General features: G+C 66.4%; 14 protein-coding genes. 1 reads left to right on the top strand and 13 read right to left on the bottom strand.

The genetic code is table 11. The annotated features are described in order from the left end of the window. Window positions 1-141: 141 nt before the first annotated feature. Window positions 142-1,950 carry a bifunctional folylpolyglutamate synthase/dihydrofolate synthase gene (locus tag AXE84_RS09135; RefSeq protein WP_060957653.1) on the bottom strand — a complete coding sequence of 603 codons (1,809 nt, stop codon included), beginning with the start codon at window positions 1,948-1,950 and terminating at the stop codon, window positions 142-144. A gap of 361 nt (window positions 1,951-2,311) precedes the next feature. Here AXE84_RS09135 and AXE84_RS09130 point away from each other — a divergent pair, with 361 nt between their 5' ends. Further along, entirely contained in the window at window positions 2,312-3,634 is a 1,323-nt protein-coding gene (locus AXE84_RS09130; RefSeq protein WP_060957652.1) for a UDP-glucose dehydrogenase family protein, read from the top strand. Window positions 3,635-3,657: 23 nt separating this feature from the next. Here AXE84_RS09130 and AXE84_RS09125 read toward each other — a convergent pair whose 3' ends face one another. The 12 genes from AXE84_RS09125 to ileS form a co-directional block, all read right to left on the bottom strand. Next, window positions 3,658-5,061 (bottom strand): lipopolysaccharide biosynthesis protein, encoded by a 1,404-nt coding sequence (locus AXE84_RS09125; RefSeq protein ID WP_060957651.1) that lies wholly within the window; start codon window positions 5,059-5,061, stop codon window positions 3,658-3,660. Window positions 5,062-5,068: 7 nt separating this feature from the next. Next, complete coding sequence (locus AXE84_RS09120) at window positions 5,069-6,010, bottom strand: polysaccharide pyruvyl transferase family protein (protein WP_236750039.1); 942 nt, start codon at window positions 6,008-6,010, stop codon at window positions 5,069-5,071. A 291-nt stretch (window positions 6,011-6,301) separates the two neighbouring features. Beyond that, window positions 6,302-7,741, bottom strand: coding sequence for a lipopolysaccharide biosynthesis protein (locus tag AXE84_RS09115; protein WP_060957649.1), 1,440 nt, complete (start codon window positions 7,739-7,741; stop codon window positions 6,302-6,304). A gap of 108 nt (window positions 7,742-7,849) precedes the next feature. Next, window positions 7,850-8,956 (bottom strand): EpsG family protein, encoded by a 1,107-nt coding sequence (locus AXE84_RS09110; RefSeq protein ID WP_060957648.1) that lies wholly within the window; start codon window positions 8,954-8,956, stop codon window positions 7,850-7,852. Window positions 8,957-8,965: 9 nt separating this feature from the next. Then, window positions 8,966-10,117: a glycosyltransferase family 1 protein gene (locus tag AXE84_RS09105; protein ID WP_060957647.1), complete on the bottom strand. Its 1,152-nt coding sequence runs from the start codon at window positions 10,115-10,117 to the stop codon at window positions 8,966-8,968. Window positions 10,118-10,182: 65 nt separating this feature from the next. Continuing rightward, complete coding sequence (locus AXE84_RS09100; RefSeq protein ID WP_060957646.1) at window positions 10,183-10,965, bottom strand: glycosyltransferase family 2 protein; 783 nt, start codon at window positions 10,963-10,965, stop codon at window positions 10,183-10,185. Between the two features lie 31 nt (window positions 10,966-10,996). Further along, window positions 10,997-11,545 carry a sugar transferase gene (locus AXE84_RS09095; RefSeq protein ID WP_420480482.1) on the bottom strand — a complete coding sequence of 183 codons (549 nt, stop codon included), beginning with the start codon at window positions 11,543-11,545 and terminating at the stop codon, window positions 10,997-10,999. A 133-nt stretch (window positions 11,546-11,678) separates the two neighbouring features. Next, window positions 11,679-12,890, bottom strand: a complete 1,212-nt coding sequence (locus AXE84_RS09090) for a DegT/DnrJ/EryC1/StrS family aminotransferase (protein WP_010613550.1) — start codon at window positions 12,888-12,890, stop codon at window positions 11,679-11,681. Further along, window positions 12,890-14,815: a polysaccharide biosynthesis protein gene (locus AXE84_RS09085; RefSeq protein ID WP_236750037.1), complete on the bottom strand. Its 1,926-nt coding sequence runs from the start codon at window positions 14,813-14,815 to the stop codon at window positions 12,890-12,892. Before AXE84_RS09085 ends, AXE84_RS09090 begins: the two co-directional genes overlap by 1 nt. Before the next feature lie 693 nt (window positions 14,816-15,508). Continuing rightward, window positions 15,509-16,852, bottom strand: coding sequence for a polysaccharide biosynthesis tyrosine autokinase (locus AXE84_RS09080; RefSeq protein WP_335339255.1), 1,344 nt, complete (start codon window positions 16,850-16,852; stop codon window positions 15,509-15,511). Window positions 16,853-17,109: 257 nt separating this feature from the next. After that, on the bottom strand, window positions 17,110-17,997 hold the full coding sequence (locus AXE84_RS09075) for an ATP-grasp fold amidoligase family protein (protein ID WP_236750035.1): 888 nt from the start codon (window positions 17,995-17,997) through the stop codon (window positions 17,110-17,112). 465 nt (window positions 17,998-18,462) lie between these two features. Then, window positions 18,463-21,822, bottom strand: coding sequence for an isoleucine--tRNA ligase (gene ileS / locus AXE84_RS09070; protein ID WP_060957643.1), 3,360 nt, complete (start codon window positions 21,820-21,822; stop codon window positions 18,463-18,465). Window positions 21,823-22,287 lie beyond the last annotated feature (465 nt).

Genomic DNA, 22,287 nt, shown 5'->3' with positions numbered 1-22,287 from the left:
GCTCGCGCCCCCATCCTCTCACGCCCCCTGCCGCCTCGCGCGCTGAGATGACCGCAGGGCCTGCGAGCAGCCCGAACGCACGTGCCACCGCAGTCGGAACGGGGACTCGAGAAGCGCCGTCGCAGGAGCAGGCCGCCGCCGTCAGGGTCTGCCGAACAGGGCGCGGGCCTCGGCGGCCAAAACGACGGAGCCGACGATGAGGATTCCTGAGGCGGTCAGCGGGGCGTCATACCCCTCCGACAGGGCGACCGCCCGCTCCACTCCCTCGCCGAGCTGCTGGCTCACCACGACGCGGTCGGCGCCGTAGACCTCCCGGGCGATCTCGCCGAGGTCCTCGACGTCCATGGCCCGGGGTGAGTCGATGGGGACGCACACGACGGCGTCGGTCACCGGTTCCAGGCCCGCCAGGATGCCCTCGGCGTCCTTATCGGCCATGACACCCAGGACCGCGACGAGGTGCTGGAAGCCGAAGGCCTCCTCGACGGCTCCGGCGAGGGCCTCGATGCCGTGCGGGTTGTGCCCGGCGTCGACGAGGACCGTCGGCGAGGAGCGCAGCACCTCCAGACGGCCCGGGCTGGTGACGGAGGCGAAACCGTCCTCGACGATGCGCGCCGGCAGCCGGCGCCCACCGTGGACCGCCTCGGCGGCGGCCAGGGCCAGCAGGGCATTGTGGGCCTGGTACTCCCCGTGCAGCGGGACGAAGGCGTCCTCGTAGACGGCCGCCGCCGTGGCGAAGGTGACCAGCTGACCGCCGACGGCGAGCTGGCGGTCGAGGACCTGCAGGACGCCGGCCTCCGGCGAGGCGGGGTCCTCATGAGGGTCCCGCTCCCGACGCACGACGACCCGGTGAGAGGCCACGGCCTGCTCGATCTCGGCAGCGGCCTCGGAGACCTGATGGGCGACGATGACGGTGGAACCGTCCTTGATAATGCCGGCCTTCTCATGGGCGATCTCGGTGATCGACGAGCCCAGCCAACGCTCGTGGTCGCGCCCGATCGGGGTGATGACGGCGACGTCGGAGCCGATGACGTTCGTGGCGTCCCACCGCCCGCCCAGGCCCACCTCGATGACGGCGACGTCGACGGGGTAGTCGGCGAAGGCGGCCAGAGCCATGACGGCCAGGACCTCGAAGAAGGACAGGCGGGGCCCGCCTGCGGTCTGGGAGCGCTCGTCGACCATGGCGACATATGGGGCCACGTCCTCCCAGGCGGCAATGAAGCCCTCCTCACTGATCGGTTCACCGTCGAGGCTGATGCGCTCGCGGATGGTGGCCAGGTGCGGGGAGGTGAAGCGGCCGGTGCGCATGCCGCCGGCGGCCAGCAGTCGCTCGGTCATACGGGCGGTGGAGGTCTTGCCGTTGGTGCCGGTGATGTGGACGGTGCGGTAGGTGCGCTCGGGGTTGCCCAGGAGGTCGAGGACGGCCTCGACTCGTTCCAGGGAGGGCTGGACCTGGTGCTCGGGAGCGCGTGCGAGAATCTCGGCCTCGACCTCGCGCATGCGGGCGGCGACCTCGACGCCGCGGGCGGCAGCCTGCAGGTCGCGCAGGTGCTCACCCTCGGAGTCGTCGGCGAGCTGGGGCTCCCAGGAGTCCCAGTCGTCGGAGTCGTCGGCCTCCACCTCAGCCAGGAGCTCCTCGAGGCGATCGGTGTCACCACCCGGGATCATATTGGCGGCAACGAGCTCGCGCAGAGCCTCGAGGTCCTCACGGTCCTGGACCTCGGCGTCGGCCTGCCGCTGAGCACCGGCCTCCTGAAGCTCGGAAACGGAGACGGTCAGCCCCTCACCCTCGGCCAGGTCGGGGGCGCCTGCGGCCTCCAGGTAGGGCAGGAGCTCGGGGTCGATGCCGGCCTGGCCGAAGACGGCGTCGACGACCTCCTCCCCCGTGGCCCCTTCGGGGATGCCGAAGGCGGCGCCGGGCCTGACCTGCTTGGAGTCGTCGTCTACGGGCACTGTGCCATCCTTTACTCGACGTGACGGGCTGGACAGAGGCTCTCTCAAGCGCCCCCTCCCAGCCCTAATCTAGCCGAGGCCCGAAGCCTCCCGACCACCGCCCCGTCATCATGGTCGGCAGGAGAATCACGTGAGCGCAATCTCTCACAGCAAGGTCCGCACCCGAACAACGATTTCTTCTTAAATCTTTTTCGGGGCACAAGCCCATTCGGGCGGCTTCGACAATACGACTACCATGATTGTTGTACAAAAACTCGATGAATACATCCTAATTCTCGGTGAAATATTTGAGGAATTCACCAGGGAACCCTATGGGTATAGGGGTAGACATACCCCCCGTATGCCTGCCTAGGCTTCCTCCATGCGTTTGTCAGTGATTGGTTGCGGATATCTCGGTGCTGTTCACGCTGCGTCAATGGCGGAGCTTGGACATGATGTGGTGGGCGTGGACGTCGATGCTCGCAAGGTAAATCTTCTCAGTGCTGGTAGGGCGCCGTTCTTCGAGCCCGAACTGGAAGGGCTTCTGGCCCGTAACGTGGAGGCCGGACGCCTGACCTTCACTCAGGACTTCTCCGCCATTGAGGGAGCCCAGGTCCATTTCATCGGCGTGGGCACACCGCAGTCCGAGTCGGGGGCGGCGGACATGACGTACGTCGATGCGGCCGTGACCGCCATGCTCCCCCACCTGGGGCACTGCACCAGCGGCCCCGAGGTGGTCGCCGGCAAGTCCACGGTTCCCGTTGGCAGCGCCGCCCGTCTGTCCCAGCTGATCGAGCCGACCGGGGCGACACTGCTGTGGAACCCGGAGTTCCTGCGGGAGGGCTTCGCAGTTCAGGACACGCTGCGTCCGGACCGGATGGTCTACGGCCTGCCGGAGAATCCCGACGCCGCCGGCCGCGCCCAGGAGACGATGGACGCGGTCTACGCGCAGATCCTGGCCGCCGGCACCCCGCGTCTGGTCATGGACTACGCCACCGCCGAGCTGGTCAAGATCAGTGCGAACGCCTTCCTGGCCACGAAGATCTCCTTCATCAACGCCATGTCCCAGGTCTGCGACGCCGCGGGGGCCAATGTGACGGCCCTCGCTGAAGCGATCGGCATGGATGACCGTATCGGGCGCCGGTTCCTGCGCGCCGGTATCGGCTTCGGAGGGGGCTGTTTGCCTAAGGACATCCGTGCCTTCCAGGCCCGCGCCGGCGAGCTCGGCGTCGGCGACGCCCTGGCCTTCCTCGCGGAGGTCGATCGCGTCAACGACACCATGCGTGCCGGCGTCATCCGCACAGTCGCTGAGCTCCTCGGCGAGCACACGTCGGCGGCCACGGTGACGGTCCTCGGGGCCGCCTTCAAACCGGACAGCGACGACATGCGCAACTCCCCCGCCCTGGATCTCGCCGTGGAACTGTCGGGCATGGTCGAGCGAGTCGTCGTGCACGACCCGGCCGCCGGCCCGATCCTCGCTCAGAGGACGAACCGCCCCTACGAGGTCGCCGCCTCAGCGCAGTCCGCCCTGGAGGGAACCGACCTGGTCATCATCGGCACGGAGTGGCGCGAGTACCAGGATCTTGACCCCGCCCAGGCGGCCGGTCTGGCACGTAACCGCTACGTCATTGACGGACGCAACTGCCTGGATGCGCAGGCCTGGAAGGCGGCCGGTTGGAGCTACCGCGGCATCGGCCGGCGGTGAGCGGCTTGGGCGGCGCGGACTCCTCAGCGCCGCCCAAGCCTGCCGGCGAACGCTGCGGCCACGGCTCGAGCACCACCACCCAGCACTGACATGTCGCTGGTCGCCAGGAGGATCAGGCAGACCCAGACCGCCCCGTTCAGCCATGAGCCGCCGTCGAAGGACGTACACACGGCCATGACGCTTAGCAGCGCGAGCTGGTAGGTCAGGCGCGAGCGGTCCATGGGCAGGTCGATGCGGCGCCTGAGGTCCCGGGCTCGCACCACCAGGACGAGGGCGTAGGCCACTGCTCCGGCCAGGCCGGCGCCCCACGGCCCCATGAACGGCACGAGAGCCACCCCGAGGACCACGTTGACCACCGCCCCCATCATGGTGGAGACCATGAGCATGCGACTGTTCATGAGCGCCTGGTAGAAGGTGCCGAAGAAGATGGTCATGACCCCGAAGGTCGCCGCCAGCATGAGCAGGGGGACGTAGCGCCACCCCTCGGCGAACTCGGCCTGGAGCATCACCCTGGAGATCGGCCGGTTCAAGGCGATGACCAGCCCGGCGGCCGACAGAGTGGCCAGCGAGTAGCCCCGCAGGACGGAGCCGAAGAAGGCGCCTCGGTCGGGTGAGTCGATCTCGCGGGCGGTGGAGTACTGCCAGGCCTGCTGGAAGACGGAGGCCACGATGTTGATGAGTGAGGGCATCTTGCTCGCTGCGGTGAAGAGCCCGGCAGCCGCCAGGCCGCTGCCCCACAGGACCACGTACCGGCCGGAGACACTGACCAGCCACCACGACAGCAGATTGGGCACGAGCGGCAGGCTGTAGACGAGCATCCGGCGCAGCAGCGCCCGATCGAACCTGAATGGGGCCAGGAGCCGGTACTCGGCCGACCCCAGGAAGGCGACAAGACCACCCACCAGATAGCCGATGGTGTACGACCACAGGTACCCCTCCACGCCCAGGTGCGCGCGGACCAGGAGCAGGTAGGTGGACACCACCATGGCGAGCGCATTGATGAGCCCGTAGAGCACGAAGCGGCGCACGTGCCCCAGCCCACGGGCGAGCTGGGTCGTGGCCTTGAAGACGCACACCGAGCAGAACAGGACGAAGAACGCTGCCGCGTGCTCCATGTCCCACAAGACGCTACCCAGGACGCACAGCACCCCGGTGCACACGACGCCTCCGCCCAGGACCACCAGGGAGCCGGCGAAGAGCTCATCCTTGGGAACGTCGTCGTCAATGGAGAACCGGTAGAGGGCCTCCACGACACCAAGCGAGAGCAGCGGCAGCACAATCTCGATCGCGCTGTTGAGCAGCTCGGCCGTCCCGTACTCACCGGCAGTCAGGGCGGTTGTGTACAAGGGCATGAGGACCAGGGAGACCGCCTTGACCGCCAGGCCCCCCAGCGCGAAGACCAGGGTGTTACCCAGCAGGAGTCTCATGCGCCCCTTATGGCTTGCCGACATCGAACTGAGCCTTCCACTTCTCGATGCGGTCGAAGTCCAGGCCATGGATCGCGGTCGGCCAGGAGGACTCGATCAAGTCGGCCAGATCGGTCTCGATGGAGTCGCGCTCCACCAGCGGCAGGGAGTAGTCCTTGGCCATCTCCCGCGCGCGGTAGTCGATAGCCACGATAATGGCGCGCCGCTTGCGCTGCAGGGCGAAGATACCCCCATGCAGGCGGTTTCCCACGTAGTCGACGCCCCGGTCGAGCACCTCCCGGAAACCTGCCAGGCTCGGCGTGACGATCTCGACGCCGTCGGCCGCTCCCAGCGACTGCAGGTAGTCCAGGTCGTCGATGGACTGGGGCCAGAAGTGCAGTCGCGAATAGCTCCTGCGCAGCACGTCGACCATTGCCCGGTCCTTGCGCGGGTTCGGGTGGTAGGAGGTGAGCGTGAAGACCACCTCGTCGCCCTTGGTGCGGGCAATGGTCTCGCAGTGCTCAGGGGTCAGTCCCCACAGGGTGGGGCAGCCGGTGTTCCAGGCCCGCAGTCCCACCCGCTGCAGGAGATGCTTGGTGCGCTCGTCACGCACCGAGTGCACCAGGTCATGGGACAGCACCTTGCGGTAGAGGGCCCGCGTGTAGAGGTTGACCGATGAGGAGTTGGCACCCGCGCCCACCCCTAGACATACCGTGCCTGTGGCCATCCCGCAGTTGAGGTAGTTGATGTTCCAGGTCGGCAGAGGCCGCAGCATATTCGTGTACAGGGCGTTGGTGCCGCACAGGAGCTTGATGTCGGCTCCTTTGAAGATGCTGAGCCGGCGCTTGGACAGGAGATACTGAGTCGGCGTGTACATCGGGGTGTGAGTGGCCAGGCGCATGACATAGTTCGAGGAGAACAGCTCGCGCCAGTTCATCTCAATGGATCGACCAATGATCTCATCCCCCATATTGAGGGATCCAACAGATGTATCCAAAAGCAGAATACGCTTCATAATCTTCCCTTCTTGCGTCAGCAAGATACTTCAGCCCAACCATTCAGATCAGCCCAGCAAGGATACGTCACATCGACAGACCTGCTTTCCCGTAGACGTCACGAAAAGACAACAGGGATCATCACACTGTGCAGTTAAGACAAAACGCACTGGTTGACACAAAAGCATTTTCACAAGCAGGGCAGTAAATCGTCGCTTGTCACACAGGGCCGTTATACCGCGCACATCCTGCGCCGACACCCCGTGTCAGAGCTGGCGCAGCAGTCCCCCGCTCCTGTGCCTCAGGGACTCCGCCACAGCTCGAGCACTGTTGGTGAGAACCGCGATGTCGCTGGTCGCCAGCAGCCCCAGGCAGGCCCAGACTGCCCCGTTCAGCCATGAGCCGCCATCGAAGGACATACATGCGGTGATACTGATGAGCAGTGCGAGCTGGTAGGTGAGACGAAGGCGGTCTATCGGCAGGTTGATGCGGCGCCTGAGGTCTCGTGCCCGCACCACCAGGACGAGCATGTAAGCCACTGCTCCGGCCAGGCCGGCGCCCCACGGCCCCATGAACGGCACAAGAGCCACACCGAGCACCACGTTGACCCCCGCGCCCAGTGCAGTCGAGGCCATGAGAACGCCGCTGTTCTTCAAGGCCTGGTAGAAGCTCTCGAAGAAGATGCTGATGACCCCGAAGGAGGCGACCAGCATGAGCAGGGGGACGTAGCGCCACCCCTCGGCGAACTCGGCCTGGAGCATCACCCTGGAGATCGGCCGGTTCAAGGCGATGACCAGCCCGGCGACCGTGAGGGTCGCCAGCGAGTACCCCCTCATCACGACGCCGAAGAAGGTGCCTCGGTCGGGTGAGTTAATCTCACGGGCGGTGGAGTACTGCCAGGCCTGCTGGAACACGGAGGCCACGATGTTAACCAGCGCAGGCATCTTGCTCGCCGCCGTGAAGAGCCCCGCGGCCACGACTCCGCTGCCCCACAGAACCACGTACCGGCCGGAGACACTGACCAGCCACCACGACAGCAGATTGGGCACGAGCGGCAGGCTGTAGACGAGCATCCGGCGCAGCAGATCGCGATCAACCCGGAATGGCGCCAGGAGCCGGTACTCGGCCGACCCCAGGAAGGCGACAAGACCACCCACCAGGTAGCCGATGGTGAAGGACCACAGGTACCCCTCCACGCCCAGGTGCGCGCGGACCAGGAGCAGGTAGGTGGACACCACCATGGCGAGCGCATTGATGAGCCCATAGGCCACGAAGCGGCGCACGTGCCCCAGCCCACGGGCGAGCTGGGTCGTGGCCTTGAAGACGCACACCGAGCAGAACAGAACGAAGAAGGAACCCGCATGCTCCATGTTCCACAAGACGCGCCCCAAGGCGCACGCAACCCCAGCGCACACGATGCCTCCCCCCAGGACCACCAGGGAGCCGGCGAAGAGCTCATCCTTGGGAACGTCGTCGTCAATGGAGAACCGGTAGAGGGCCTCCACCACGCCCGCCGACAGTAGCGGCAGCACAATCTCGATCGCACTGTTGAGCAGCTCGGCCGTCCCGTACTCACCAGCCGTCAGCGCAGTCGTGTACAAGGGCATGAGGACCAACGAGACGGCCTTGATCGCCAGGCCCCCCAGCGCGAAGACCAGGGTGTTGCCCAGCAGGAATGCGATGCGGTTCTTATAGCTCGCCGGCATCGAAGTGCACCTCCCACGTCGGGCTGGCGTCGCGTCTCTCCCGCAGGCAGCCGCCACTCAGATCACCGACACCGGTTCTCCACGAACTCGCGGAACGGACAGATTCCATCACGGGATCCCTTTCTCGAAGACGGTTCGGTAGGGGAACAGGTGGTACCACTCGGGCCGGTACAGGAAGAAGATCGTGGAGGCTGCGAAGGCGATGATGACCAGGAGGGCGCCGATGTAGGAGCGCTCCGGTCGGCGGCCCCGCACGGTGAGGTTCACCAGACCGACGACGAAGGGCATGGTCAGGTACATCTCGAGACGATCGACGAGGTTGAAGCCCAGGGACACCGTCACCATGGCTATGTCGGCAACGGCCAGTGCCAGGAGACTGCGGGTACGCCCGGAGGGGTCTTCCTCCACGGCGGTCTCCCATCCGCAGGTGGAGGCCAGAAGTATGAGGAAGATGCGCACTACGATCAGCAGAACGGTGGCCGAGCGCACCCCGCCGTCGGCGTAGTCGCTGTTGAGGTAGTGACCGTAGTAGGCGGAGGACGCCGCAAGGGAGTTCATCACCCAGCTCAGTGACAGCATGCTGGTCCCGATGAGGGCGCCCCATTTGATCCAGTCACCGAAGGTACTCAGCCTCATGGCGGAGACGAGGTAGATGACGAGCAGGAGCAGGGCGCTGAGATGGAACTGGGAGGCGAGCGCGATGAGCAGGGCGTAGCGCAACAGCTTGCGCTCCATGAGCGCGGGGACGGCCAGCAGGAAGATCGCCACCGCAACGCTCTGTCGGCTAAAGAGTGTGAAGTCGTAGAAGGCGGATATGCCGAAGGCGAGAAGGACCGCCAGGGAGTAGTTGGCGGCGTACCGCTTGATGAACAGCACCGCTGATCCGTAGACGAACACCGAGATGATGAGCAGCAGGATGTTGAAGCTGTCCGTGATGCGGCTGACCAGGTAGTTGAGTACGACATAGCCGTACTCGAAGCGGCTGACGGTGAAGGCCTCCTCGAGGGAGGTCGTCGCCTTGATCTCCTCGAAGACCCGGTGGTACTCAACCGTGTCGTTGCCGACGCTGACGGCTCGCATGGAGGAGAAGGCCACGAAGGCCACGAAGGCCACGACCAGAATGACCCGGGAGCCCCGCCGACTGGCATTGCCCCGCAGCCCCAGGAGAGCTGCTGGCAGGAGAAGGGCGGCGAAGAGCGCGAAGTGAATCCACATGCTCCGGCATCACCATTCCGCCAGCGCACGGTAACGGTGCGCCAGCCGCTCGGCTTCATGAGTGATGTCGAAACCCGCGTTGCGCGTGGCCCGCTCCCCCTCCGCCCTGCGCCGCGGGTCCCGCCCGTGGTCGAGGGCCTGGCTGACATGGTGCGCCCACTGAGGCGCAGGCGTGTCGAGTGGCAGGAAGGAGACCTCCCCGATCGTGACCTCATCGGTCACCTCGTCGGAGCACACCAGAGGGAGCCCCGCGCACTGCGCCTCCACCCCCACCATCGGCAGCCCCTCGTAGAGGGAGGGCAGAAGGAACATGTCCATCGCCTGGTAGAGGTCAGGGACATCCTTGCGGTCCCCCAGGAACAGAACGCGGTCACTCAGGCCGCGCTCGGCCACCACGGCCTCGATGCCCGGCCGTAGCGGGCCGTCGCCGATGAGCATGAGACGGGCCTCGGGGCGCGCACGGAACAGCTCGGTGCACACATCGATGAGGAACCGGTGGTTCTTCTGCTCACTGAACCGTCCCACATGGCCGACGACGGGTGCCTCCCCCAGCCCCAGCCGGGAGCGCACCTCGGCACGGACCGACTCGTTGAAGCGGTAGGTCTCCACGTCGATCGCGTTGGGAACCACCTCGAAGCGGCCTGAGCCGAACAGGAAGTCACCGGCCGCCCGGGAGCAGGCCAGGCGCGCGTCGGAGTAGGCCCCGATATTGCGGCAGACGAGCCAGTTGCGCAGGCTCCGCAGCCGGGAGTCGGAGTACGCCGTCGCATGGGAGTGGACGGCGAAGGACCGCACCCCGTGGCGATGGGCCACCGGGTAGAGGAAGCGCGACAGGATGGGGTCGTGCAGGTGCGCCACGGGGTACTGCCCTGCATGCTGCTCCAGCACCTGCCCCAGGGATGATCGGATGCGTCCGATATGGTTCCCGGCATCGATGACGTAGCAGCGCCCGCCCAGTGCCTCGATCTCTTCACGGTGGGTCTCGTCGGGCGTGGCGTAGCAGAAGAAGTCGAACACCACCTGCGAGCGGTCCATGTGCCTGAGATAGTTCATGAGCACGCTCATGACTCCGGAGCGCCGGGAGATTGATGAGTTGATCTGCAGGACCCGCAGGGGGCCGCCCCCAAGGTCCCGCGTGGTCGATGACTGTTCCTGACTCATTGCCTGTCTGCCTCCGTCGGCCCCGGATCGGTCCGGGGAACTGCTCGTCCTGCTAACGCCGGTCCTCATTTCACCTTGAGGGTCTTGATGAGGACCCACACGCCGATGTGGAAGACGGAGCGGGGGACGCTGAGATGCTCGATGTCGCGGTAGAGCGTCCAGTGGTACTTGACCAGGCTCCGCTTGTTGGCCGACACCGATCCCGAGCGGAGCCGGTACCTCATGAGCACCACCGGCATCCCCCAGATGTAGGGCTCGGTACGCAGCATGCGCAGCCACAGTGCGTCGTCGTTGCGCTTGCGGATGTTGGGAACCTCGAACTTGCCCAGGCGCGCCACGTCGTACATGACGGTGGAGTTGCCCACCGGGCAGTCCAGGAGCAGGCGGTTGTAGCTGATCCTGGCCGGGCTGCGCACGATCCTTCCGGTGGGCACGCCCTGCTCGTCGATCTGGGCGTAGGCGGTGCAGGACATGGCCACGTCACGCGAGGTCATGAAGTCGATCTGGCGCCTGAGCTTGTCGGGGTGCCACAGGTCGTCGGAGTCCAGGAAGGCCATGTAGCGCCCCTGGGCCAGCTCCATCGCCCGGTTACGGGCCATGGCGGCACCGCTGTTGGTCTCCAGCCGCACGTACCGGATCCGCGGGTCGTCCTTGGCCAGGGCCCCCACGACATCGGTGGTGTCGTCGGTGGAGCAGTCGTCGACGACGATCAGCTCCCAGCGGGGGTGGGTCTGGACCTGGACGGTGGCGATGGTCTCGGCGATGAAGGCCCCGCAGTTGTACGTCGGCATGATGATGGAGACCAGGTCGGAGTCCAGTTCGCGATCCTGCTCAGTGCCTGCTGTCATGCTTGCTCCTTAGGTGTCGTCATTGCGCGCCTCACCTGGCCACCGCCAGGACGGTCCTCAGCGCGATCGACAGATCTCGTCCGATGCTGAAGTTCTGGACGTCACGCAGGTTGAGGCGCATCTTGGCCGGCAGGACCTGAGTGAGGTAGGCGTCCTGGCCCCGCGGGGCGGCCGCCAGGATCTCGGCCTCGTCCTTGAACTCGATGGAGGCTGTGGAGGTGACTCCGGCGGGCAGCAGCAAGGTGGCCCGCATCTGCGGGGTGTACTGCTGGACGTACTCGGGCACCTCCGGCCTGGTCCCTACGAAGCTCATCGTGCCGCGCAGGATGTCGATGAGCTGACTGATCTCATCGAGCCGGTAGCGGCGCAGCACCGCTCCGACCTTGGTGACCCGGGGGTCGTTGCCCCGGGTGATCTGGTCGCCGGGGTCTGCCGGCCGGTGCGTCATAGTGCGGAACTTGACGATCCGGAACTCGCGCCCGAACTGGGTGACCCGCCGTTGGCGGAAGAACACCGGTCCGGGCGAGTCCAGCTTGATGAGGGCCGCCAGGATGATGAACAGCCACCCAAGCAGCACCATCAGAATCGTCGCTCCGACGACGTCGAGCAGGCGCTTGAGCCGCAGCTGGACTCCGCGCCGGGCCAGTGCCTCGTAGTAGGGGCGGACCTCCTCGGTACGCAGGGAGGCCGGCAGCTCCCCCAGGGCGGCATCGTCATGAGCGGCCCATCGCCGCGAGCGTCTCGAGCGCGCAGCTGATGACGTAGTCGACCTGCTCGTCGGTCAGTGAGGTGTGCAGAGGCAGACTCACCTCACTGGCATAGAGGGCGTAGGCCTGCGGGAAGTCCTCAATGGAGAAGCCGAGGTCGCGGTAGGCGCTCAGCAGGGGCAGCGGCTTGTAGTGGACGTTGCAGGCCACGTCCGCGCGCGCCATGCGCTCGATGAACTCGTTGCGCGCCTCCTCCCCCAGGCCCGGCAGGTTCGCCAGGTAGAGGTGCCCGGATGAGACGCTCCCGTCCTCGTAGTGCCGCAGCGATGTCACGCCCGCCGGCGCCAGGGCCTGGTCGTAGCGGGTGATGATCTGGCGCCGACGCTCGAGCATCGAGTCGTAGCGAGTCATCTGCGCCAGGCCGATCGCGGCGCACACGTCGGTCATGTTGCACTTGTAGGCGGGGCTGACGACATCGTACTCCCAGGCCCCCAGGCGAGTCTTGGACAGGGCGTCCTTGCTCTGCCCGTGCAAGGACAGCAGCATGTACTGGCGGTAGAGCTCCTCGTCCAGGCCCAGCTCCGGCCTCCACGTGACGGCACCGCCCTCCGCGGTGGTCAGGTTCTTCACGGCGTGGAAGCTGAAGGTGGTGAAGTCGGCGGCGCTGCCCGAGGGCGTGCCGTCGCGCCGGGCACCGAAGCTGTGGGCGCCGTCGGCGACGAGGGCGACACGTCCCAGCGCCTCCTGGACTGCCCCTGCCGGTGTGAACAGGCGGCTGTGGCTGTCTACGACCGCGCGCAGCGCCGGGTAGTCGCACATGCGACCACCGATGTCGACCGGGATGACGGCCTTGGTCCGCGGGGTGATGGCGGCCTCCAGGGCGCCGGGGTCCAGCCCGTAGCCGCCGTCAGCGTCACCGGCATCGACGATCACGGGGGTGGCGCCCACATGAACGATCGGGGAGGCAGAGGCCGTGTAGGTGTAGGCCGGGACGATGACCTCGTCTCCGGGACCGATGCCCAGGACCCGGAGGGTCAGCTCCAGCGAGGCGGTCGCGGAGTTCAGACAGGCGGCCCGGGTGGTTCCACAGCGCTGCGCCACCTGCTTCTCCAGGGTCTTGGTGCGCGGTCCGGTGGTGATCCAGCCAGAGCGCAGTGCATCCACCACTTCCTGGCACTCGGCGTCGGTGATGTCTGGAGGCGAGAAATCAACACGCATCAGTCAGCTGTCCTCACTGTTGGCGACGGATTCGTACTGTTGTCAAAACGTGGGTGATAGGTGGGCACCGCGCGAGCAAGCTCCCGCTTGATCTGCTCACCGCCCTGGGGCAGACAGGCCATGAGCCGAGCGATCTTGTCCTCCACCTCCAGCCTGGTGGGAGGCAGTGCCGTGGAGACAAGGATCGAGGGGTTCTGCGTGGGGTGCAGATCCTCATCGTGCATCTGCAGCTCCTCGTAGAGCTTCTCGCCAGGACGCAGCCCGGTGAAGACGACCTCGATGTCACGCCCCACCCGCAGGCCCGAGAGCTTGATGAGGTTGACAGCCAGGTCGTAGATCCGCACGGGCTTGCCCATCTCCAGGATGAAGATCTCTCCGGCCTGGGCCATGGAGCCGGCGGTGATGACCAGCTGGGCCGCTTCGGGGATCGTCATGAAGTAGCGGGTGATGTCGGGGTGGGTGACAGTCAGCGGCCCACCTGATCTGAGCTGGCGCCTGAACAGCGGGATGACCGAGCCGTGGCTGCCGAGCACGTTGCCGAAGCGCACGGCGGCGAAGACGGTGGAGCGGCTGGTCTGGGCCAGGGCCTGGATCTCCAGCTCGCACAGCCGCTTGGTGGCCCCCATGACGTTGGTGGGGTTGACCGCCTTGTCGGTGGAGACCAGGATGCAGTGGCTGCAGCCGAGCTCCTCCGCCAGACGGCAGACGACCCAGGTGCCCAGCACGTTGTTCTCCACGGCCTCACGGGCGTTGTCCTCCATGAGCGGCACGTGCTTGTGGGCCGCCGCGTGGAAGACGACCCTGGGCCGGTACCGCTGGAAGCAGTCGCGGACGATGCGCTCGTTGGTCACCGAGCCGATGACGACCGAGAGCGTCACCCCCAGCTCGGTCGCCTTGGGCTGCATCTCGTGGAGCAGCTCGTAGGCCGTGTTCTCGTAGACGTCGAAGATGATGATCTGGCTAGGCCGGGCCTCGATGAGCTGACGGACCAGCTCAGAGCCGATGGAGCCACCACCGCCGGTGACCAGGACGACCTGGTCGCGCACGTACCCCATCCCCGTGGAGTCGAAGGCGACCTCGTCACGGGAGAGCAGCTCGGAGATCTCGACCTCCCGCAGTGCGATCCGCCCGTCATCCTGCTGAGCCAGGTCCCGTACGTTCGGGAGGGTGAGGATCCTCAGGCCCGTTGTCAGGCAGATGGACAGGATGCGCTGGCGCTCGGAGGCCAGCGCCGAGGGGCAGGCCAGGACGATCTGCTCGGCCCGGCACTCCTGGGCGATGCGGGGGATGTCGTCACACGCACCGTAGACCTTGACGCCGTGGACGTGGCGACCGTGCTTGGTGATGTCGTCATCGACCAGGGCCACCGGTTCTCCGCACATGTCCTCGTCCCCCAGGTGCATGCGCTTGATGGTCAGAGAACCGGTCTGCCCGGCTCCGACGATGAGGGTACGGGGGCGGGAGCCCGGCTCACCTGCGCGAGCACTGCGCTGGGCGCGGCTGTGCCACAGCGCCCGGGCGGCGAGGCGAGTCCCCGCGGTCATGATGACGAGCAGCGCCCAGGCCATGACGTAGGAACGCACTGACAGCCCACCATCGAAGGCCAGGGAGAAGAGCAGGTCGCCGCAGATCGAGCCGACGACGGTCGCGTACAGAATCCTCAGCGCCTCCGCCATCGAGGCGTAGCGCCACAGGCTGTTGTACATCTTGAAGGTGGCGAAGACGCCCACGTTGACGATCCCGAGCACCCCGACGGCCAGGAGGCCGCCGGTCGCCCCCGTGGCGGTCGCCCACTTCGTGGTCCCCCAGGCCGCGGAGTACAGCGCCATATACGTGGCCAGGAAGTCGATGACCATCAAGGCGAGGGGCTCGAGCCGGCACAGGGCGAAGCCTCCCCGCTGCGCGCCGCAGTCCGACGGTCTCACGGGCGCTGAGCCCGGTGCTGAAGGGACGCCCGCGGTGGCACCCCCGGGCGCTGCGAGGGATCGTGCGGGTTGAGGTGCGCCAGGGCGACCAACCTCGGTACTGCGCTCATCACGGCCGGCGGTGCCGTGGGAGTCCTGATGTACTTCAGCCATGAGTCGTCACGCTCCATTGAGTCTGCTGAGGAGCATGGGACACACCGCCTGAGAGTGAGGAACTCCGATCAAGCGTTTGACGCTGGCAGGAGCGACAGATTTCAAATGTCATCAGGGTTTCAATCTGCATATGGGCGAGCAGGTTTCACTGCTTCGCGGGACGGACTTGGGGATGCGGCTCCTACTGCTCAACAGGAGGAGACGGCACAGAAAAGGGCATACGGAACCCATTGAATCATCACTATTAGATTCCGTATTTAATGCTCAGCGTTAATCTAACACCGAGAGTCACCGATTGGAAGATTTTGAGGATGCTACTCCTCGATCGTCGTTTACCAACAGATCCACTTCGACACAATGGTATAAATCCACAGGCGACTGGACCTGAGAGCCTGAAGCGTCAAGATTCATTCCAGCGGGACCCCGGAGCACACGCCCCAACGACTAACGTCAGTGCGACTGCAAAGTAACATTTGGATAAACATCCTTGACGTCACGGCTCGGCTCTCTGCGCACGTGCCGCATTCAGGGAAGGAAGGGTCAGACGGTGGCACTCTCCGCATGAGTGACGGCGGTCTGGGCACTCCGACTACCGCGCCCGAGATCGGACACGTTGGTGAGCACCACGCCGAGCATGTGCCCGCCTCCCTGCCCCACGGCCAGCGCGGCCTCGCGAAGCTCTTCGGCGGAGGTACGCCCGGCTCGCGCCACGAGGAGGACGCCACCGGCATACTCGGCCAGCACCACTGCATCGGTGAAGCGGCATACCGGAGGCGCATCGATGATCACGATGCGGTCTGCGGCCAGATGGTGCAGGAGGTCGCTCATGTTGCGACCGCCGAGCAGCTCAGAGGGGTTCCCGGGCATGTCGCCGGCAGGCAGGAGCTCCAGGCCCGGCACCTCGCCTTCGACCAGGACCTGACTGAGACGAGCCGACCCCACCAGGACCTCCGCGAGCCCTGGGGCACCCGGGGCGCCGACCGCACTTGGCGAGCGCAGGTCTCCTCCGACCAGGACGACCCGATGACCGGACAGAGCCAGGACCCGCGCCAGACCCGCAGCCGTCGTCGAGGCCCCCTCCCGCGGACCAGCAGAGGTGACGACCACGACCTGCCGAGCCCCGTGAGACAGGGCATGGAGCACGTTGGTGCGAGCGGCCCGAAGCCGCTCCTCAACCTCTGTCTGCGCACCACGCCCCAGCCGCAGAGGCGACGGATCCTTCGGCAGTACACCGAGCACGGGCGTCGACAGGGCCTTGCGCACGTCCTCCGGTCCCCTGAGGCTCTTGTCGAGCAGCTCCTGGACGAGAATCCACACGTAACCCAGAACCAGTCCGGCCAGCAGCCCCACGCCCACGCAGGTGACCAGGGCGGGGGACCGAGTGGCACTCACCAGCTCGGCGGAGGACAGCAGGGAGATCTTCACCGGAGAGTCACTGCCCTCCAGCTCGGTCATTTCTTCGGCCGTCTGGCGGACGACCTCATCGGCCAGAACCTGAGCCTGACGCGCAGTGGAGGCCTCCACGGAGACCTGCACCGACACAGTCTCAGGCGTCCGTGTCGCCGACACCGAGGAGGCCAGCTCTTCCGGGGTGACATCCAGCTTGAGGGACTCGATCACGCGCTGGGCGACCGCCTCCGAGGTGAAGACCGGAACGGCGGCCTCGGCCTTCAAGTCGGCAAGCTGGGCCGCGTTGTAGTGGGACTGTGTGTTCAGCCCCGGGTCTCCGCCCACCTCCACATGCAGGTACGCCTGAGCCGTCGCCGTGTACGAACTCGGCGTCACGAAAGCGAACACTACTGACAAAAGTACGCAGATCACGATCGCCAGCGCGAGAGATCCGAAACGTCGACGAGTTAGATGAAGAAGGTCCTCGAGCGTCATCCGCATACCACCTGTCATTATTCAGGACTGATAGGACACAGCACTCACCAGCATGAAGCGACAGTCACGATACCCCACGAAGGAGCGCCAGAATTAATGACACAGACAGTAACACGCAAGAGCCCGAACAGAGCAAGTAACCGACGGATTTAATGAGAAAGCCCTCACGCACATCGAGCGACTTGAGAGGTCTCACTCACCGAGCACGACGATCTTCGTAGAAAATCTACAGACACTATTCCCTGAGCATTAAACCATCACAGGATGATGCCCTTGAACGACTTCTTCTCAGGAAGGACGATTCGATCACCGAATATGCGGTTGTAGCGAGCGGGAGCAAATTCAGACAACCCATCGGCGTCAGTGAAGGTGATCTCACCGAAGTAGACACGTCCCCGCACCTGGTAGAAGTCAACGCGCGCGCAGGCGAACCCCTTCCCGAGCCTGCTGGCGAGCCGGAGCATGGTCTCCAGGCCGCTCGGCGGGGGAACGTCCGGGGCACGGACAGCCTCGCAGGTGTACTCGAAGGGGGCTCGGGTCCAGTCCGGCAGGTAGGTCCCCCGCATCGCGAGCCCCGCACGCCTGTCCACGGTGAAGGCGAACTGGACGACGCCGTCGAACACCATGAACTTGTAGTCCCTCAGGCCCCCTGTGCAGTCACGCAGGAAGCGCTCGCACACGATGCGCGGCTCACAGTACTCGTAGTGCAGTTCGAAGCCGCCCTTCATCGCCTGGCGCAGGCCGAGCCACTCCTTGAGGCGTCCACGGGCCCACTCCTCATCAAGAGCACTCTTGTTCGGTACGAGGATGTTCCACCCCGAGCCGTGCGTGGCCTTGAGGACGAAGCTGGTCGGCAGGGAGGCGAAGTCGATCTCATCAGGCGAGTCCCACACACCCAGCAGAGGTACGAGGTACTCCTCCCCCACCGTGTCGGCGACCCACTCGCGCACCAGGAACTTGTCCGCCAGACGCCCTTTGAGGGGTGTGGAGTCATAGAGCTTGAGCCAGTGGATCTTGTCAGTCATGGTGCGCGGCGCCTCCAGGTGGCAGGGGCGTCCCTTGAAGAGCCAGTACCAGTGTTTGAGGGCCGCACGGTACTGGGGCGGCGACAGGTGACAGTTGCGGTGGTAGATCGCCTGCTTCAACCATCCTGAGCCGGCGGGGGAAGAACTGCTTCTGCAGCACCCTTGATACTCATCGTCCGCACCTCTCACAACCAAGGCCATCAGCGAGCCCGCTCCAGGGAGAAGGCTGCGCACGACGCTTCCCCTACCGCCATCATGGCGGTAGAAGGCATGCCGACCGGGAGATGGGAGAGGCGAACCGCGGGAGGAGGAGCACCGTCGCTCAACCAGGTCCTGGTGGCCGAGCAACGGGATTATTCTGCCTCACACCTCAGGTAATAGGAAAGTTAACCTACCGGCGTGTCGGATCGGCTCCGCGTCGCCGTGCGCAGCGCCCCTCCCGGCAGCTCATCGCCACGACGACATCACTGGGCTGGGGCGGGAGAACCTCAGCTCGTCTCTCGGACCTGGATACAGGAGTGGGGTCGGCCAGACCGAGCTCATCGGTCTGGCCGACCCCACGACGCGGCCCGTTCGCCGGCTGGATCAGCTCTCCCTCGCCTCGGTGACCTTCTCAACCGTGGCGGTGGGCTCCTTCACGGCCGGGTCGGCCACAACGGAGGCGTCCACGCAACCGACCTCCCGCTTGATGAGGTCCAGGTGGGCACCGGTCCAGGCGCCCTTGTCCTCCGGAACCCTCAGCTCCAGGCGGATCCGGTCCCCCACGTGCAGGCCGGAGGCCTTGCGCTCGTCCTGGACCAGACGCACCAGGTCGCGGGCCCAGCCCTCGGCCTCCAGGGCGTCGTCGAGGGCCGTCTCCAGGACCACGAAGGCCCCCGAGGGCAGCATGGTGGCGGCCAGGGAGTCATCGTCGACCTCGATGCGGGTGGCCAGGGTGAAGGCGGAGTCCTCCGCCTCCAGGACCACGGGGGCGCCATCGAGCAGGACGTCGTTGAAGCGCACGTCCCCGTCCTCGGTGAGCTCCCACTGGCCCGCCTTGACGGCGGCGAAGAGCTTGGAGGTGAGCTTGCGGACCTCGGGGCCGAAGGCGCGCGGGTTGAGGGCCAGGTCCGTTCGGGCCTCGTAGCCGGCGGACTCGGCGTCCAGGACCCGCACCTCCTTGACGTTGACCTCCTCGGCCACGAGCTCGCGGAAGGGGGCCAGCCCGGCCGGGTCGGCGGTAGCGATGGTCAGGCTGCGAAGCGGCTGGCGCACGCGCAGCTTCTCGGCCTTGCGCAGGCTCAGGGCGGCCGAGACCGCGGCTCGGGCCTCATCCATGGCCGCCACGAGCTCGGCATTGGCGACATGCCCGGGCAGCACGGGCCAGTCGGTCAGGTGCACGGAGCGCCCACCGGTCAGGCCACGCCAGATCTCCTCGCTCACCAGCGGCGCCAGCGGCGCCATGACCTCGGTGAGCACCCGCAGCACGGTGGCCAGGGTGTCGAAGGCGGTCGTCTCGCCGTCGGTGAAGCGCTGGCGCGAGGTGCGCAGGTACCAGTTGGTGAGCACGTCGAGGAAGTCGCGGATCGTGGCGCAGGCCCCGGTGATGTCGTAGCCGTCCATCTGGGCGGCCACCGTCTCGGTCAGGTCCTTGGTGCGGGCCAGGACGTAGCGGTCCATGACGTGCAGGCCGCCGTGCTTGGCGAACAGGCTCGCGTCGTCCAGGTCGACGCCGCTCGTGACGTAGCCGGACTGACCCACCTGGCCCGCGTAGAGGGCGAAGAAGTACCAGGTGTTCCACAGCGGCAGCACCACCTGGCGCACGGTGTCGCGGATGGCCTTGTCGGTGACCACGAGGTTGCCTCCGCGCATGACCGGCGCCGAGAGCAGGAACCAGCGCATGGCGTCGGCCCCGTCGCGGTCGAAGACCATGGAGACGTCCGGGTAGTTGCGCAGCGACTTGCTCATCTTCGCCCCGTCGTTACCCAGGAGGATGCCGTGGGAGACGCAGGAGGTGAAGGCGGGCCGGTCGAACAGGGCGGTGGCCAGGACGTGGAGGGTGTAGAACCAGCCGCGGGTCTGGCCGATGTACTCCACGATGAAGTCGCCCGGATAGTGCGACTCGAACCACTCGACGTTCTCGAAGGGGTAGTGCACCTGGGCGAAGGGCATGGAGCCGGACTCGAACCAACAGTCCAGGACGTCGGGGATGCGGCGCATCATGGACTTACCCGTGGGGTCGTCGGGGTTGGGCCGCACGAGGGTGTCGATGAAGGGGCGGTGCAGGTCGGTGACCTTGACACCGAAGTCGCGCTCGAGCTCGGCGTAGGAGCCGTAGACGTCGGTGCGCGGGTAGTCGGGGTTGTCGCTGACCCACACCGGGATGGGCGCGCCCCAGAAACGGTTGCGGGAGATCGACCAGTCACGCGCGTTCGCCAGCCACTTGCCGAAGATGCCGTCCTTGATGTGGCCGGGGTACCAGTCGATGTCCTGGTTGAGCTCGACCATGCGGTCGCGGATCGCCGAGACGCGCACGAACCAGGAGGAGACGGCCTTGTAGATGAGCGGCTTGCGGCAGCGCCAGCAGTGCGGGTAGGAGTGCACGTAGGAGGCCTGGCGCACCAGGACGGCCCGCTGGTTCTCGTCACGGCGGGCCAGGGGGCCGGTGCCGTCGCGCAGGTCGGCGACGATGGGCTTGTTGGCCTCGAAGACCTGCAGCCCGGCGTAGTCGCGGATCTCCTCGGTCAGGCAGCCGCCGTCGTCGACGGGCACGACCGTCTCGATGCCGGCCTCGGAGCAGGCGATCATGTCGTCCTCACCGAAGGCCGAGGCCATGTGCACCAGGCCGGTTCCGTCGGAGGTGGTCACGAAGTCGGCGGCGATGATCGTCCAGGCCTTCGGCCCCGGGGCAGCGCCCTCGGCACGGTGGGCGGCGTCGTCGAAGTAGTCGAAGATCGGGTGGTAGCGCCGCCCCACCAGGTCGGCCCCGGCGCAGGTGGCCAGCACCTGCGGGTCCTCGCCGAGCTCGCGGGCGTAGGAGCCCAGGAGGTCCTTCGCGATGACGACGTCCTGGCCGGCGACGGGTGAGTCGAGGTCCTCGTCGACGTGGACGATCGCGTACTCGACGTCGGGCCCCACGGCGATGGCCAGGTTGGAGGGCAGCGTCCAGGGGGTGGTGGTCCAGATGAGGACCAGCTCGGGGCGCTCGGCGCCCTGGCGCAGCGGCTCCTCCAGGCGTAGGCCCACCGTGACCGTGTTGTCCTGGCGGTCCTGGTAGACGTCGTCGTCCATCTTGAGCTCGTGGTTGCTCAAGGGGGTGCGATCGTGCCAGCAGTAGGGCAGGACGCGGTAGCCCTGGTAGGCCAGCCCCTTGTCCCACAGCTGCTTGAAGGCCCACAGCACCGACTCCATGTAGTCGGGGTCGAGGGTCTTGTAGTCGTTGTCGAAGTCGACCCAGCGGGCCTGGCGGGTGACGTAGTCCTCCCACTCCTTGGTGTAGCGCAGGACGGAGCTGCGGCACTCCTCGTTGAACTTCTCGATGCCGATGCCGCCGGGGCGGGTGATCTCGGTGACGTCGTCGATGCCGAGCAGACGCTGGGCCTCGAGCTCGGCGGGCAGGCCGTGGGTGTCCCAGCCGAAGCGGCGCTCGACGCGCTTGCCGCGCTGGGTCTGGTAGCGCCCGACGGCGTCCTTGACGTAGCCGGTCAGCAGGTGGCCGTAGTGGGGCAGGCCGTTGGCGAAGGGCGGTCCGTCGTAGAAGACGAACTCGTCGCAGGGCTCGGCGCGGTTGTCGATGGAGGCCTGGAAGGTGCCGTCGGCCTTCCAGTAGGCCAGGACGTCCTCCTCAATGGCGGGGAAGGAGGGCGAGGGGTCGATCTGCTCCCCCGGGCGGTGCAAGGGGTAGAAGGCGGCGCCGGTCGGCTCGCTGCCGTCGGCGGTGGTGCTGTCAGCCATCTTCTCAGCCATCGCGGTGTGCTCTCGTCTCACTCGTTCCTGCCGCCTCGGGCGGGTGCCCGGGGCCTGACGAGGACGACGTCGGCTCCCGACCGGGACTGGTGCCCGGCTGGTGCCGCACCGCGGTACCACCTCGCTTGCCGTGCTGCGCGCCCTGAGAGGGACGGTGTGCACGACCGCTTCGTTTCCAGCTGTGACGGGCTGTCCCGTCCGGTTCTACTGAGGGCCGACGACGCTGGTGCGCCGGGGTCCGGTTCTTCCGGAGGCTCGCCGGTGATGGCCGGGTCAGTGCCTTTGCTCCGGGGAGTGTAGTGGGGGGCGTGCCGCCGGGGCCAGTTCACGCCGCGGCTTGGCGGCGTCATCCTCCCCACACCCGGCGGTGGAATAGCGGCTGGATGCCCTTCTGCTCCGGCCCCGGCCCCAGCGACCGAATCTGCACCCACCGACAAGAACTTCACAATCGACACGAATACGCGT

This window comes from Actinomyces oris, assembly GCF_001553935.1.
GTDB classification, from domain to species: domain Bacteria; phylum Actinomycetota; class Actinomycetes; order Actinomycetales; family Actinomycetaceae; genus Actinomyces; species Actinomyces oris_A.
Note: the sequence above shows the minus strand (reverse complement) of the source record. Positions and strands in the feature narration are given on the sequence as shown.

Excerpts from the sequence above, each read along its gene's own strand:
- AXE84_RS09130 (WP_060957652.1), top strand. The coding sequence starts at position 2,312 with ATGCGTTTGTCAGTGATTGGTTGCGGATATCTCGGTGCTGTTCACGCT.
- ileS (WP_060957643.1), bottom strand. The coding sequence starts at position 21,822 with ATGGCTGAGAAGATGGCTGACAGCACCACCGCCGACGGCAGCGAGCCG.
- AXE84_RS09115 (WP_060957649.1), bottom strand. The coding sequence starts at position 7,741 with ATGCCGGCGAGCTATAAGAACCGCATCGCATTCCTGCTGGGCAACACC.
- AXE84_RS09080 (WP_335339255.1), bottom strand. The coding sequence starts at position 16,852 with ATGACGCTCGAGGACCTTCTTCATCTAACTCGTCGACGTTTCGGATCT.
- AXE84_RS09120 (WP_236750039.1), bottom strand. The coding sequence starts at position 6,010 with ATGGGGGATGAGATCATTGGTCGATCCATTGAGATGAACTGGCGCGAG.
- AXE84_RS09095 (WP_420480482.1), bottom strand. The coding sequence starts at position 11,545 with ATGGTGCTGCTTGGGTGGCTGTTCATCATCCTGGCGGCCCTCATCAAG.
- AXE84_RS09110 (WP_060957648.1), bottom strand. The coding sequence starts at position 8,956 with ATGTGGATTCACTTCGCGCTCTTCGCCGCCCTTCTCCTGCCAGCAGCT.
- AXE84_RS09090 (WP_010613550.1), bottom strand. The coding sequence starts at position 12,890 with ATGCGTGTTGATTTCTCGCCTCCAGACATCACCGACGCCGAGTGCCAG.
- AXE84_RS09105 (WP_060957647.1), bottom strand. The coding sequence starts at position 10,117 with ATGAGTCAGGAACAGTCATCGACCACGCGGGACCTTGGGGGCGGCCCC.
- AXE84_RS09100 (WP_060957646.1), bottom strand. The coding sequence starts at position 10,965 with ATGACAGCAGGCACTGAGCAGGATCGCGAACTGGACTCCGACCTGGTC.
- AXE84_RS09125 (WP_060957651.1), bottom strand. The coding sequence starts at position 5,061 with ATGAGACTCCTGCTGGGTAACACCCTGGTCTTCGCGCTGGGGGGCCTG.